Source organism: Nocardia sp. A7, from assembly GCF_046549215.1.
In the GTDB taxonomy this organism is placed as follows: domain Bacteria; phylum Actinomycetota; class Actinomycetes; order Mycobacteriales; family Mycobacteriaceae; genus Nocardia.
In genome coordinates, this window is record NZ_JAJPWE010000002.1 from 1129184 (window position 1) to 1142918 (window position 13735).

A 13735-nucleotide genomic window follows, 5' to 3' on the forward strand; every position below is an offset into this window, starting at 1 on the left:
CCCACCGGACATCGCCGACCCAACGATGCCCGGTGGTGGCCTCGCGCGGGGTGATCACGAGGATCTGTGCGGTGGCGGGCAGTGCGTCGGCGGCGAGGAGCGCGGCCTCGTCATCTGCCGCCCAGACGGTCCGGTCGTCGTCGACCGACAGCTGGTCACCTGCCGCCTGCCAGTCGTCGAGTGTGGTGACCAGCATCGGATCGGTGCCGGTCGCTTCAGGGGCAACGGGTTTCATGCCATCGAGTGTTCACGAAAGTCGCGGGCACTACCGACACGAACCCGCCGACCTCGCCGGTTCTACGGTGTTGCCTGCGTCGGACAGGCGGTGCGTGCCCTACCCGCAGGCGACAACGTCCAGCTAGCCGGCAGACCACGGGTTCGCGGTCCGCCGACAGCCTTTCGGGTCAGTCCACGAGGGCCGGAAGGACCAGATCTCGGTAGCGGGCCTTCATCGTCTCGATCACGTCCTGGCCATCGGTGGACCACACCGCGGCGTTGAAGATTTCGACCTCGACGTCGCCGCGATAGCCCGCGGTGCGGACCCACTGACCGATCGTCGCGAAGTCGATGACACCATCGCCCATCATGCCCCGCGACAACAGTGGATCGGCCGTCATCGGGTTCAGCCAGTCACACACCTGATAGGAGCTGATCCGTCCGGCGGCACCGGCCTCGGCGATCTGTTGTTCCAGGGTCGGATCCCACCAGATGTGGAAGGTGTCGACCACGACCCCTACGACGTGCGCCGGATGCGGCTGCGCCATCGACAATGCCTGTGCCAGTGTGGAAATCACCGCACGGTCGGCGCAGAACATCGGGTGCAACGGCTCCAGCGCGAGACGGACACCGCGCTCGGCCGCATACGGGACCAGCAGTGCGAGCCGCTCCTCGACCCGCGCCCGCGCGGCGGCGAGGTCCCGGTCCGGCATCCCGCCCATCACCATCACCAGTTCTCCCGTGGCCAGCGTGGCCGCGTCATCGATGGCGCGGCGGTTGTCGTCGAGTGCCGACTGCCCGTCGCCCGGCTCGGTCAGGAAGCCGCCGCGGCACAGACTCGAAACACGCAACCCCGCATCGGCGACGATCTTCGCCGCGGTGACTGCACCGATCTCATCGACCCGATCGCGCCACAGCCCGACCGCGCCGAGCCCCGCACGGGCAGCCCCGTCCACTGCCTCGGCGAGTGTCCACTTCTTCGTCGTCGCCGTGTTCAGCGACAGCGACCGGTACGGGTGGTCCAGATCGAATGGCATGTGCTGTGCCGCAACCGATGTCATGAGTGCACTCCGTTCAGTTCGAGATAGATCCGCATGCGGTGCGCTGCCAGTTCCGGGTCAGAGAGCAGTCCGGCCTTGTCCGCGAGCCGGAGCAATTCGGCCAGGTGTGGAACGGATCGGCCCGTGGACAGCCCGGCCACCATCGAGAAGCCCTGTTGCTGACCGTTGAGCCACGACAGGAACGCGATACCGGTCTTGTAGTAATAGGTCGGTGCGGCGAAGATGTGCCGACCGAGTGCCTGTGTGGCACTGAGGATTTCGGATGCCCGCGCGCCGTTGCCGTTGTCGAGTTCCTGCAGGGCGGTCGAGGCAGCGGGGTAGATCGCGGCGAAGATACCGAGCAGAGCGTCCGAATGTCCCTGCGCGTCACCGATGATCAGCTCGGGGTAGTTGAAATCGTCGCCGGTGTAGAGCCGTACCCCGTCGGGTAGCGCGCGTCGCAGTGCGATCTCGTGTGCCGCGTCGAGCAGCGAGACCTTGACTCCGTCAATCTTGGCTCGGTTGTTCTCGATGAGCGTGCGGAAGGTCTCGGTGGCGGTGTCGATATCGGCGCTGCCCCAGTAGCCGTGCAGTGCGGGATCGAACATGGTGCCGAGCCAGTGCAGGATCACCGGTCGATCCACCCCGGCGAGCAATTTCTCGTAGACGGACACGTAGTCGGCGGCCGATCGGGCGACCCGCACGAGGGCCCGCGAGGCCATCAGGATCACCTGGGCTCCGGACTCGGTCACCACGTCGATCTGCTCGCGATAGGCATCGACGATCCTGGCGAGTCCGGCCGATCCGGCGGGAAGCCCGTCGAGGTCGAGTTGGTCGGTGCCTGCGCCGCAAGCGAGCCTGCCACCGACCGTGGCCGCCTCGGCCCCCGATCGGCGGATCAATTCCGCTGTCGCCGTCCAATCCAGGCCCATGCCGCGCTGTGCGGTGTCCATGGCGTCGGCGACACCGAGTCCGTAGGACCACAGTTCGTGCCGGTAGGCCAGGGTCGATTCCCAGTCGACAGACGCGGGCGCACCCGGGGTGTTGTCCGCCGTCGCGTGCGGAATCACGTGCGCGGCCGCGAAAGCCACGCGCGAAGTGATCGGTCGGGTCGGCCGTGTCCAGGCGCCAGGCGAACCGAGTACGTACCGCTCGAGTCGGCCGTCGACGGGCAGCATGATGGACATGCCGGTGGACGTCGTGGTCACAGCGTGACCTCGGGGATCTCGATCCGACGGCCTTCGGCGGAGCTGCGCAGCCCCAGTTCGGCCAGCTGAACGCCGCGGGCGGCCGACAGCAGACCGTAGCGGTGCGGGCGTTCGTTCACCACATCGGCGAGGAACTCCTCCCACTGCAATTTGAAGCCGTTGTCGAGCTCCGCGTTCGCCGGGACTTCCAACCATTGATCGCGGAACGGCTCGGTGACCGGGAGATCCGGATTCCAGACCGGCTTGGGTGTGTGCGAGCGATGCTGCGCAACGCACTTGCGCAGGCCGGCGACGGCGGAGCCGTGCGTGCCGTCGATCTGGAACTCGACGAGCTCGTCGCGGTACACCCGCACCGCCCACGAGGAATTGATTTGTGCGACAACGCCGTTCTCCATCTCGAAGATCCCGTAGGCGGCATCGTCGGCGGTGGCCGGATACGGCTCGCTGTGTTCATCCCATCGGGTGGGGATGTGGGTGGTCGCCTTCGCGGTGACCGCCTCGACCTTGCCGAGCAGCCCCTCGAGCACGTAGTTCCAGTGACAGAACATGTCGACGACGATGCCGCCACCGTCTTCGGCCCGATAGTTCCAGCTGGGGCGCTGGGCGGGTTGGCCGTCGCCTTCGAAGACCCAGTAGCCGAATTCGCCACGCAGCGAGAGGATCCGGCCGAAGAAACCTTCGTCGACGAGTCTGCGCAACTTCACCAGGCCCGGCAGGTAGAGCTTGTCGTGCACCACTCCCGCGGTGACGCCGGCGTTCGCAGCGACCCTGGCGAGCTCGACGGCCTCGGTCAGCGTTTCGGCGGTCGGCTTCTCGGTGAAGACGTGTTTGCCCGCCTTCATCGCCGCCGCGAGCGCCTCGGCGCGACGGGAGGTGACCTGCGCGTCGAAGTAGATGTCGATGGACGGATCGGCGATCACGGCGGCGGCATCGGTACTCCATTCGGCGATGCCGTGTTCTTCGGCGAGTTCGGCGAGCTTGGCGGCATTGCGGCCGACCAGGATCGGCTCGACCTGGACGCGGGTGCCGTCGGGGAGCAGCAGCCCGCCGGCGTCGCGGATCGGCAGGATCGATCGCATCAGGTGCTGGCGGTAGCCCATGCGGCCGGTGACGCCGTTCATGGCGATGCGGAGCGTGCGTGGGGAAGTGGAATCGGGCATTGGGTTGTGCCTCTTCTGATTTGCGTGGCTGACGACCGCAGAATGGGTCGCGCACGGTGCGGTGGGACCCGCACAATGCGGGTGGACAAGGCAGCGTCGGAATGCGCTTTCCAAGCTATGCTAAGTCACCGAGTTCGGTCAACCCCCACATGCACCGAGAGAGCGAGGCACGAAGCCATGGCGGCTGTGAGACTGCAGGATGTCGCAACCAGGGCGGGGGTTTCCCAGGCGACCGCCTCGCGCGTGCTGAACGGATCGTCACGGGTTCCCGGCGAAGGGGTCGCCGACCGCGTTCGCGCCGCCGCCGCCGAATTGGGTTATGTGGCAAATGCCCAGGCCCAGGCCCTCGCGCGGTCGTCGACGGGGCTCATCGGGCTCGTCGTGCACGATATCGCCGACCCCTACTTCTCCTCGATCGTGCAGGGCGTCCAGACGGCGGCGCGCCGGGCGGGCAAACTCGTCCTGCTGGCCAGCACGCAACGCGATTTCGACATCGAACGCGAATCCGTGAGCACCTTCATCTCGCACCGCGCCGACGCGATCATCCTGGCGGGCTCCCGTCAGAGCGGGGATCTGGACCGCGATCTCGAGAAGGAATGCGCGCGATATCTGGACAACAGCGGCAAGGTGGTCGTGATCGGGCAACCGCTCTCCTTCGGTGCCGCTGTCGAGCCCGAAAACTATGCCGCATCAGCACAATTGGCGTATGCCCTGCTCGGCCAGGGGCACCGGGATTTCGCCGTCATCGGCGGTCCCGGCCATATCAGGACCGCCGTCGACCGGCGCAACGGCTTCGTCGAAGCGCTCGCGACGCAGGGGGTGACACCGCTGGTGGAGATCGCGGGAGACTTCTCTCGGGACGGTGGTTTCAGCGCCGCTCGCCGCCTCGCCGCCGCGTTGGACCTGCGCCCCGGGCAGGTCGGTGGGGTCGCGCCCTGCGTCTTCGCTGTGAGCGACGTGATGGCGATCGGGGCGATCGCGGCGTGGCGCGAGCGCGGCCTCGTCGTCCCCGACGATGTCTGCGTCGCCGGTTTCGATGACATCCCGACGCTGCGCGACCATGTGCCCGGTCTGTCGACGGTAGCGCTGTCGCTGGTCGAGATCGGCGAGCGCGCCGTCGCGCTCGCGCTCGACGACGCCGCGACGCCTTCGCGGGCGCACGAATTCGTGCCCGGTCGCGTGATCTTGCGCGGCAGTAGCGATTTCCGCCAGATCTGACCAGGGAAAATGCGAAACCCTTGACACTGTGGGTCCGGTCACACTAGCCTCGGGTCCAGCTTCGGAAAGCGCATTCCCGGCGGGTGCAGTTCGAACCCCGCTCCACTACTAGCTTTAGGACTCCAGATGGCGGTAGTCACGTCCGTCGAGGCCAGTTCCTCCGCACCGAAAGCGGCGCAACCCGTTCGCACTCGGCGCCGCAAGCTCCCATCCCTCTCCGCGCTGTGGTCGACCGTATGGCGGCCGCTCGCCCTGGTCGCGGTGCTCGTCGTCGCCTGGTGGGCAGTCACGAAGTTCGAGCTCGTCGAGCCGTACATCCTGCCGTCGCCGGGCGACACCTGGCGAACCACTGTCGACAATTCGACCTATCTGCTCGAGAACACCTGGGTCACCACCTATGAAACGGTGGTCGGTTTCCTCATCGCCGCGCTGGTCGGTGAAGCGGTCGCCCTGGTGATGATCTACTCCCGCGGTGTCGAGCGCACGATGTACCCGCTCATCCTGTTCGCGCAGGTCATCCCGAAAATCGCGATCGCACCGTTGTTCATCGTCTGGCTCGGATTCGGCACCAGCCCCAAGATCCTCGTGGCCGTGCTGATGGCGTTCTTCCCGATCGTCATCTCCGGCATGGCCGGATTGCGGTCGGTGGATCCCGAAATCCTCGAACTCACCTCCACCATGGGCGCGAGCAATTGGAAAACCTTTGTGAAGGTGCGTTTTCCGGCATCGCTGCCACAGTTGATGTCCGGCCTCAAGATCGCCGCCACCCTCGCGGTCACCGGTGCGGTCGTCGGCGAATTCGTCGGCGCCAACGAAGGGCTCGGCTATGTGATTCTGCAAGCCAACGGAAATATCGACACGGCGATGCTGTTCGCCGCCCTGATCATCATGTCGATGCTGGGCATCATCCTGTTCGCGATCATCGAAATCGCCGAGCAGTTCCTCATTCCATGGCACGCCTCGCGTCGGTCAACGGCTTCGGTCGTCGGCGGGGCATGAGCATGTCGAACAATTGTATTCGCGCCACAGCTGGAGAACTCGCATGAATTTCAGAACTCGCACACTCACGTCGATCGGCGCCGCCGCGGTGGCCTCGGTCCTGGTATTGACCGGTTGCGGGGGCGGCGGTGACGACGCGAAGGCCCCCGGCGCCGACGGGAAGACCACCGCGGTGTCGCTGATGCTCAACTGGTATCCCTACGGCGAACACGCACCGTTCTATTACGGGGTGCAAGAAGGCATCTTCGCCAAGCACGGGATCGATCTGAAGATCTCGGCCGGGCAGGGCTCGACCAAAACCACGCAGGCCACCGGCTCGAAGCAGACCGACTTCGGCTGGGCCGACACCCCGGCTGTCCTGAGCAATATCGACAAGGGCGTGAAGGTCAAGAGCGTCGGCGTTTTCCTCCAGACGACGCCGTCGGCAGTGCAGGTCTACGCCGATTCGAATATCCGGACCCCGGCCGACTTGGTGGGCAAGACCATCGCTGTCTCCGCGGGTGACGCACCGACTACCACCTTCCCGGTCTATCTCGACAAGGCGGGGGTTCCGGCGGATCAGGTCATCCAGCAGAGCCTCGACTCGGCAGGCAAGATGGCGGCGATGCTCTCGGGTCGCGTCGACGGGCTGATCGGATTCGCGCACGACCAGGGCCCGACCATCGCGAACAAGAGTGGCAAAGAGGTTCGCTACCTGCGCTATTCGGACCAGGGCCTGAACTTCTTCAGCAACGGCCTGATCGCCAACCAGGCCACCATCGAGTCCTCGCCCGAGTTGGTGCAGGCCATGGTCAACGCGACGAGTGAGGCCTTCGCCGCCGCGGTCGCCAAGCCCGAGGCAGCGGTCGCCGCGATGGAAGGCAAGGATCCGCAGCTGCCGCCGACGCAGGTGCTGCTGCAGCAGTGGCAGCAGACCATCCCGCTGCTCAGCACGCCGGAGACCGCGGGTAAGGCGCCGGGAACCAATGTCGAAGCGAACTGGCGCGCCACCGTCGAGGTGCTCAGCAATGCCAAGCTCCTCGAAAAGGCGGAGGACCCGGCCAAGTACTGGGATGCCAAGTTCACGCCCACCAGCACACCGTGACCGGAGTAGGTGACGATATGAGCACACCCACCGACACCATCGCCCGCACCGATACCGCGGTAGCCGTGGACAATCTGAGCGTGCGGTTCTCGTCCAAACGTGGCGAGGTCACCGCCTTGCACGAGGTGGACCTCCAGGTCCGACGCGGCGAATTCGTTTCGATCGTCGGCCCGTCCGGCTGCGGCAAGTCGACGCTGCTGAAAGTCGTCGCGGGCCTGACCGATCCGAGCGGGGGCAGCGTCGAACTCGGCGGTGCCCCCGTGCGGGGGCCGCAGCGCAATATCGGCTACGTGTTCCAGCGAGCCGCGCTGCTGGAATGGCGGACCGTCCGCAAGAACATCCTGCTCCAAGCCGAGATGCGTGGCATGAACAAGCGGGCCGCGGCGGCCGAATGCGCGCGTCTCATCGAGATGACCGGTCTCAGCGGCTTCGAGAACGCACTGCCGCACGAACTCTCCGGCGGTATGCAGCAACGGGTTTCGCTGTGCCGGGCCCTGCTGCACGAACCGGAAGTGCTGCTGATGGATGAGCCGTTCGGCGCGCTCGACGCGCTCACCAGGGAACGGATGAACGTCGAGCTGCATCGGATCTGGCGGGAAACGGGCACAACGGTGCTGCTGGTCACCCATTCGGTGGCCGAGGCCGTCTACCTCGCCAACCGGGTGGTCGTGATGAGCCCAAGGCCCGGCCGGATCATCGAATTGCTCGATGTCGACCTGCCGGCGCACCGGGATTACGCCACGACGATGGAAACGCCGGAGTTCATCACCGTCGCCAACCGGGTCCGGGACTTGCTCGGCTCGGTGGCGCACGCGGATTGATCATCGTCGGTACTGAGAGGAAGTCAACGGCGTGAGGGTGCTGCTTGCCCCGGACAAGTTCAAAGGAAGCCTCTCCGCGGCCGAGGTAGCCGATCAACTGGCCGAGGGCTTGTCGGCAGCGGGGATCGACAGTGACCGAATGCCGTTGGCCGACGGCGGTGACGGGAGTGTCGAGGCTGCGATAGCGGCCGGTTTCACTCGGCATCCGGTGACGGTGGCCGGGGCAGCGGGAACGCCGAGCTACGGTCAGATCGCCGTCGGCGACGGCACCGCGGTGGTCGAGGTCGCCAACACGTGCGGCCTCACCACCCTGCCGAACGGTCGCCGGCTGCCGCTGGACGCGAGCAGTCTGGGTGTGGGACAAGCCATTTCGCAAGCATTGCGCTTTCGCCCGCACCGGCTGGTGCTCGCCCTCGGTGGCAGTGCCAGCACCGATGGCGGGATGGGACTGCTCGCAGCGCTCGGCTTCACGTTCGCCGATGCGCAGGGAAGGCAACTGCGAGCGTGCGGACGGAACTCGGCCCGAGTCCACACGGTCGACTCGTCCCGGGCGGCGAGGCTGACCGGGGTCGAGATCGTGGTCGCCAGTGATGTCACCAATCCCTTGCTCGGGCCGAACGGCGCGGCCGCCGTGTACGGGCCGCAGAAGGGAGCCACCGCCGCCGAGGTCCAGTTTCTCGACGCCGGTCTGCACAACCTCGTCCGAGCGTTCGCCCGCTGCGGCTACGCGGACGCGATGGCTGTGGCGTCCGTGGCCGGGGCGGGCAGCGCGGGCGGAATCGGCTTCGCCGCGTTACTGCTCGGCGGCACGATCGTGTCGGGTGCCGAGTACTTTCTGGACTTGCTCGAGTTCGATCGCCACCTGAGCGAGGTCGACCTGGTCGTCACGGGGGAGGGAAGTATCGATGAGCAGACAGCGAACGGCAAGCTGCCCGCGGTGCTGGCCCGCCGCGCCCACCCCGTTCCGGTCGTCGCCGTTGCTGGTCGGAGCACGCTGTCCCCGGACCAGTGGGGTCCGGCAGGATTCGCCGACATCTACTCCCTCGGCGACTACACCGACCGTGATACCGCAGGCGACCCTGAGCTGACCAGGCAACTGCTGACTCGAATCGGACGACAGATCGGCCGCACCACCTGTGCGTAGCGCGAGCCAGACGCTCGCCAGATCAATCAGGTTTCTGAATTTCCTGTTGTGCGACAACACCTTCGGCTTTGCCTGCGGCCCGCTTTCGGCGCGCTGTCGTCTGCTCGATGCGCGGATCTTCTTTCACCGCATAGTGTTTCACGTATTCGGACAGGAACGCCTGCACGGTCGCGGTGGCCGGGATGGCCAGCAACGCACCGACCGCTCCGAGCAGCGCGCCACCGGCCAGCACCGCCAGCAGTGCGATCGCGGCGTTGACGTCGACTGTGCGCGCGGTGATCCGGGGCTGCAGCAGATAGTCCTGGAACCACTGGTAGACGACCGCGAACAAGACGATCCACACCGCGTCCATCGGATCGACCGTCAGCGCCACGAACACCGGCACGATCGCGGCGATGTAGGTGCCGATGGTGGGAATGAACGCGGAGATCACGCCGAACCACACACCCAGGGCGATGGGGTTGGGGAGGTGCAGGATCGACAGGAAGACGCCGTGCACGACCGCGGACACGATCGCCAGCAGGATCCGCGAGAACAGGTAGCCACCGGTTTTGTCGATGGCGAGGTCCCAGGCGTGCAGGAAGGTCTGCTGGCGTGCGGGCGGGAGCAGCGAACACACCGTGCGTCGCACCTTCGGGCCGCCCGCGGTGAGGTAGACGCTGAACAGTGCGATGGTCAGGACCTGGGCCAGACCGCCCAGGACCGTGGTCGACACGCCCCAGGCATTGTCGGCGGCGGTGTGCGCGTAGGTCTCGAGCAGGTCGGACTCGCGCAGTAGTCGCTGGCTCAAGTCGTGCATCGTGAAGTGCTGACCGAAGGTGTGATTGAACCGGTCGACGCCCTCGTTGAGCAGTCGTGGCGTTTCGTGGGCCAGGTTGGTCGCCGTCTCCACCAGCAATGTCACCAGCGCGGCCAGAAAGGCCAGCACGCAGGCGAAGGTACCGACGAATACCAGCCCGGTGGCGAGCCCGCGCGGCACACCTCGGCGCACCAGTACCGCGACGGCTGGTTCCATCGCCAGCGAGATGAAGAACGCGACGAACAAGATGATCAGGAGGTCGGTCAGCCGATGGAATGCCCAGTCGGCGAGCAGGAACAGCCCGAAGAACACCAGTGCCAGCACCATCGCCCGGGGTAGCCACGTGGGCATTCTGGTGCGCGCGGGCGCCTGCGGAGCAGTGTCGTCGGAGTCGATGTCCACGACTCAGTGTCGCCCCGGACCGGCCCGTTTCCCGGCACCGACGCGGCTGTCGGCGAGATAGTTGCAGTTTCTGAAATATTGCAGTTTGTGCTAATTTGTCGGGCGTGACACAGGAGTCGGCCAAGCAGGCCTCGGTCGGTCTGCGCGAGCAGAAGAAGCAGCGAACCCTGCTCGATCTCTGCCTCGCCGCGCGGCGACTGGCGGTCGAGCACGGGCTGGACGCGACCAACATCGATGACATCGCCAAGGCGGTGGGCGTCTCGTCACGCACCTTCTTCAACTACTACGACACCAAACTCGACGCGGTGGTCGGCCCGGTCGGGGAGATCGGCACCCCCGAAGCCAGGCAGGAATTCATCGCAGGCGGTCCCACCGGAGTGCTCATCGAGGATCTCACCTGGCTGCACGCCGCCGGTTTCCAGCCGGAAGACGAAGTGCGCGAGGGTATTTCGCTGGTCACCGAACTGGTGACGGCCGAACCGCGAGTGCTCGCCGTGTTCATCGCCTCCGGCGCCCGGCTGGAGGCCGCTACCGCTGTGCTCCTCTCGGCCCGGCTCGGGACCGACGTCGCCCCCGAATTCGCCTCGCTCACCGCGGGAATCATGACAACCATCACCACGCGGGCAGCGATGTCGCTGGCCGCGGACCCGAACGGGTCGCTGGCCGCCGCGCTGCACGCGCAGTGCGCCATGGCCGCCCGGCTGTTCGATCGGCCGGACGACAGCACAAGGGAGACGCTCCGATGACCACGACGGCTGACTCGCCGCCCGCCCCGATCGTCCTGACACAGAAGCGGATCTGGCTGATCTTCTCCGCGCTGATCGCGGGCATGTTCCTGGCCAGCCTCGATCAGATGATCGTCGGCACCGCTATGCCCACGATCGTCGGCGAACTCGGCGGCGTCTCGCACATGGCTTGGACCGCCACCTCCTACCTGCTCGCCACCACCATCGTGATGCCGATCTACGGCAAGCTCGGCGACATGTTCGGCAGGCGGTGGCTTTTCCTGTTCGCGATCACCGTCTTCACCGCCGCGTCCGTCGGTGCCGCTGCGTCGACCGGGTTCTGGGAGTTCATCGCCTTCCGTGGCCTGCAGGGCGTGGGTGGCGGTGGTCTGATGATCTTGGCGCAGGCCATCATCGCCGATGTGGTGCCTGCCAAGGATCGCGGCAAGTATATGGCTCCGATGGGCGCCGTTTTCGGGATCACCTCGGTCGCCGGACCGCTGCTCGGTGGTCTGTTCGCCGACCACCTCGACTGGCGGTGGTGCTTCTGGATCAATGTGCCGATCGGTATCGCCGCACTGGTCATCGCCTTCCGCTACCTGGACATCCCCAGCCATCGGCCCAAGTTCCGGCCCGACTACCTGGGCATCGTGCTCTTGTCGAGCGCGACCACGTTGCTGATCCTGATCACCGACTGGGGCGGCAAGCAGTACGAGTGGGGCTCGACGGTGATGGTGTCGATGATCGCGGCTTTCATCGTGGTGGTCGCGGCCTTCGTGTTCGTCGAGTCGCGGGCCGCGGAGCCGTTGCTGCCGCTGTGGCTGTTCCGCAATCGAACCTTCGTGCTGACCTCGGCGATCGGATTCCTCGTCGGCCTGGTGATGTTCGCGGCGATCGGCTTCCTCCCGACCTACCTGCAGATGGCCAGCGGCACCTCCGCCTCGGTGTCTGGCCTGCTGATGATCCCGATGATGATCGGCATGATGCTCACGCTGATCACCTCGATGGCCGTGATCACCAAAACCGGTCGCTACCGGGTGTATCCGCCGATCGGCGCCGCGCTCATCGGGATCGACATGCTGTGGCTGACCCGCCTGAACGCCGACACCTCGATGTGGGTGGTGTCGGCCATGCTGTTCGTCATGGGCGCCGGCCTCGGCCTGATCATGCAGATCATCGTGCTCGTGGTGCAGAACGCGGTGGCGCCCGACCAGATCGGCACGGCGACCAGCGCGAACAACTACTTCCGTGAGATGGGTGGTGCACTCGGCATCGCGATCTTCGGTTCCATCTTCACCAGCAGGCTGACCGAGAATCTCACCGGCGCGTTCCAGGCGAACTGGCAGGAAGCGGCGGCCGCGAAACTCGACCCGAGTGCGCTGATCCCCTCGGTGGTCAAGAATCTGCCGGAGAATCTGCACGACGCGATCGTCAGCTCCTACGTCGACGCGTTGGTCCCCGGGTTCTGGTACCTGATTCCCGGTGCCGTGCTGGCGTTCGGGCTCGCGTTGTTCATCCCGCACCTGACACTGTCCGACGAAGCGGGAATGGTCGCACGCGGGGAAGCGGTCATGGATGAGGACGGGACGGACCTGGTCGAGAAGGTCTGATCTGCGACCGGTTGGCGCGTTCGGCACGAGGTTGGCGCGTTCTGTTCTTGTCGTGATCCCGACTCGATTCGAGAATTACGTTCGTATTGTCAGAGTACGAACGATGGGAGAGTGCGGTGTCCGTGACAAGGGAGAGTGCCACCGCATACGTGATTTCCGCGTTGGAATCGAAGGGCACCGCAACCCGGGATGATTTCGATGTAGCCGGTATCGTCGCCACCTTCCGCGATCTCATCGACGGATGGGACTTCCGCTTGTTGGAACGGGAAATGTTCTGGCGGGTCGCCTCGACCTACCTCAGGACGTGACGGCCCGAACCGGACGGGAACCCGCTGACCAGCGCCGGGCAGCGCGGCGCAACGAACTCGCATCGGAGTAGCCGAGCAGCTCCGCCTGTCCGGCGCCGCCGACCGACCCGGCGGACACCGCTCGCGACAACCGGGTGCTGCGGGCGCGATCCAGTTCGGCCCGCCAGGTCGTGCCCGATTCGGCCAGCCGCCGCTGCAGGGTGCGCGGGCTGATGTTGAGGATCCGGGCGACGCTGTCTAGCGAGACGTCGCCGGCCTCGATGGCCTCGTCCACTGCGTCGGCCACCCGGTCGGGCCAGGCCGAGGCGAGGGTCGGCGGGGGGTCCAGCGCGGCGGCCAGCGGCTGCAGCACCGCGGCCAGTACGGGATCCGCGGTGGTCAGTGGCAGCGCCAGATCCGCGGAGCGGAAGGTCATCGAATCCGTGGGTGCGTCGAATTCCAATGTGGCCGAACCGAATACGGCGCGAAAGCCATTCATGTGCGCTGGTGCGGATTGGCGCAGTGAGACGCGCACCGGGTCCAACGGATCGTCGACGACCCGGCGCGCGCGGCTCAGCACGGCCGATAATCCCCACAGTTGGGTGTGGTCCCTTCCTCGGCCTTCGCCATCGAGCATCTCGAGGTAGAGGGTGGACTCGCCCTCCGCCTCGGCGACCAGGTCGAACCGATGATTGGTGGTGACCGCGGTGATGTAGGGACCACAGGTGGCCAGCCCGGCGCCCAGCGTCGGCGCGGACGCGAACAGGTAGTCGTAGAGACCGAGGCTGGACAGTTCGTAGCGCCGGGCGACCTGCAGGGCGACGTCCGGCCCGAGGCGATGTTCGCCGACCTCCCACAATCGGGAGAACGTCGAACTCGGCAGATGCACGTCGTGGCCGGTCATCGACCAATCCGGGACCCCGGTCTCCCGAATCAGCTGCGCACGATCCAGCCCGGCGGCCCCGAACTGGGAGATGACGAAACGGTGCAGCAAGCTCTGGTCGGTCGCCATCACGTCTCCT

12 protein-coding genes are annotated in these 13735 nt (G+C 66.2%); 7 read left to right on the forward strand and 5 right to left on the reverse strand.

Translation table 11 applies throughout. The features are described from left to right. Positions 1-404: 404 nt before the first annotated feature. From ACLJPD_RS16655 to ACLJPD_RS16665, 3 genes are read right to left on the reverse strand one after another with little or no spacing between them, the layout of a single operon-like run. The gene (locus ACLJPD_RS16655) at positions 405-1277 is read right to left on the reverse strand and encodes a sugar phosphate isomerase/epimerase family protein (protein WP_410873068.1); all 873 of its coding nucleotides are present in this window, start codon (positions 1275-1277) and stop codon (positions 405-407) included. Further along, entirely contained in the window at positions 1274-2464 is a 1191-nt protein-coding gene (locus tag ACLJPD_RS16660; RefSeq protein WP_410873069.1) for a dihydrodipicolinate synthase family protein, read from the reverse strand. The genes ACLJPD_RS16655 and ACLJPD_RS16660 overlap by 4 nt, the downstream gene beginning before the upstream one ends. Further along, positions 2461-3624 (reverse strand): Gfo/Idh/MocA family protein, encoded by a 1164-nt coding sequence (locus ACLJPD_RS16665; RefSeq protein ID WP_410873070.1) that lies wholly within the window; start codon positions 3622-3624, stop codon positions 2461-2463. Before ACLJPD_RS16665 ends, ACLJPD_RS16660 begins: the two co-directional genes overlap by 4 nt. A gap of 177 nt (positions 3625-3801) precedes the next feature. Here ACLJPD_RS16665 and ACLJPD_RS16670 point away from each other — a divergent pair, with 177 nt between their 5' ends. The 5 genes from ACLJPD_RS16670 to ACLJPD_RS16690 all read left to right on the forward strand — a co-directional run bounded on the left by ACLJPD_RS16670 (position 3802) and on the right by ACLJPD_RS16690 (position 8890). Further along, complete coding sequence (locus tag ACLJPD_RS16670) at positions 3802-4842, forward strand: LacI family DNA-binding transcriptional regulator (protein ID WP_410873072.1); 1041 nt, start codon at positions 3802-3804, stop codon at positions 4840-4842. A gap of 126 nt (positions 4843-4968) precedes the next feature. Next, positions 4969-5841 (forward strand): ABC transporter permease, encoded by an 873-nt coding sequence (locus tag ACLJPD_RS16675; RefSeq protein WP_410873073.1) that lies wholly within the window; start codon positions 4969-4971, stop codon positions 5839-5841. Positions 5842-5884: 43 nt separating this feature from the next. Further along, the gene (locus ACLJPD_RS16680) at positions 5885-6925 is read left to right on the forward strand and encodes an ABC transporter substrate-binding protein (protein WP_410873074.1); all 1041 of its coding nucleotides are present in this window, start codon (positions 5885-5887) and stop codon (positions 6923-6925) included. 17 nt (positions 6926-6942) lie between these two features. After that, positions 6943-7746, forward strand: a complete 804-nt coding sequence (locus ACLJPD_RS16685; protein ID WP_410873075.1) for an ABC transporter ATP-binding protein — start codon at positions 6943-6945, stop codon at positions 7744-7746. 31 nt (positions 7747-7777) lie between these two features. Further along, positions 7778-8890, forward strand: coding sequence for a glycerate kinase (locus ACLJPD_RS16690; RefSeq protein WP_410873077.1), 1113 nt, complete (start codon positions 7778-7780; stop codon positions 8888-8890). A gap of 22 nt (positions 8891-8912) precedes the next feature. Here ACLJPD_RS16690 and ACLJPD_RS16695 read toward each other — a convergent pair whose 3' ends face one another. Beyond that, entirely contained in the window at positions 8913-10091 is a 1179-nt protein-coding gene (locus tag ACLJPD_RS16695) for an AI-2E family transporter (RefSeq protein WP_410873079.1), read from the reverse strand. Between the two features lie 104 nt (positions 10092-10195). Here ACLJPD_RS16695 and ACLJPD_RS16700 point away from each other — a divergent pair, with 104 nt between their 5' ends. Together ACLJPD_RS16700 and ACLJPD_RS16705 are read left to right on the forward strand one after the other, a co-directional pair. Then, a complete protein-coding gene (locus ACLJPD_RS16700; protein ID WP_410873080.1) occupies positions 10196-10837 on the forward strand; it encodes a TetR/AcrR family transcriptional regulator in 642 nt (213 codons plus the stop codon). Then, positions 10834-12426 (forward strand): MDR family MFS transporter, encoded by a 1593-nt coding sequence (locus tag ACLJPD_RS16705; RefSeq protein ID WP_410873081.1) that lies wholly within the window; start codon positions 10834-10836, stop codon positions 12424-12426. Before ACLJPD_RS16700 ends, ACLJPD_RS16705 begins: the two co-directional genes overlap by 4 nt. A gap of 297 nt (positions 12427-12723) precedes the next feature. Here the strand turns inward: ACLJPD_RS16705 and ACLJPD_RS16710 are convergent, their stop codons facing one another. After that, positions 12724-13725, reverse strand: coding sequence for an AraC family transcriptional regulator ligand-binding domain-containing protein (locus ACLJPD_RS16710; RefSeq protein ID WP_410873082.1), 1002 nt, complete (start codon positions 13723-13725; stop codon positions 12724-12726). Between the last annotated feature and the right edge of the window lie 10 nt (positions 13726-13735).

What these genes read in the sequence shown, in the direction of transcription:
- ACLJPD_RS16665 (WP_410873070.1), bottom strand. Translation starts at nt 3,624, where the DNA reads ATGCCCGATTCCACTTCCCCACGCACGCTCCGCATCGCCATGAACGGC.
- ACLJPD_RS16705 (WP_410873081.1), top strand. Translation starts at nt 10,834, where the DNA reads ATGACCACGACGGCTGACTCGCCGCCCGCCCCGATCGTCCTGACACAG.
- ACLJPD_RS16675 (WP_410873073.1), top strand. Translation starts at nt 4,969, where the DNA reads ATGGCGGTAGTCACGTCCGTCGAGGCCAGTTCCTCCGCACCGAAAGCG.
- ACLJPD_RS16670 (WP_410873072.1), top strand. Translation starts at nt 3,802, where the DNA reads ATGGCGGCTGTGAGACTGCAGGATGTCGCAACCAGGGCGGGGGTTTCC.
- ACLJPD_RS16655 (WP_410873068.1), bottom strand. Translation starts at nt 1,277, where the DNA reads ATGACATCGGTTGCGGCACAGCACATGCCATTCGATCTGGACCACCCG.
- ACLJPD_RS16685 (WP_410873075.1), top strand. Translation starts at nt 6,943, where the DNA reads ATGAGCACACCCACCGACACCATCGCCCGCACCGATACCGCGGTAGCC.
- ACLJPD_RS16710 (WP_410873082.1), bottom strand. Translation starts at nt 13,725, where the DNA reads ATGGCGACCGACCAGAGCTTGCTGCACCGTTTCGTCATCTCCCAGTTC.
- ACLJPD_RS16680 (WP_410873074.1), top strand. Translation starts at nt 5,885, where the DNA reads ATGAATTTCAGAACTCGCACACTCACGTCGATCGGCGCCGCCGCGGTG.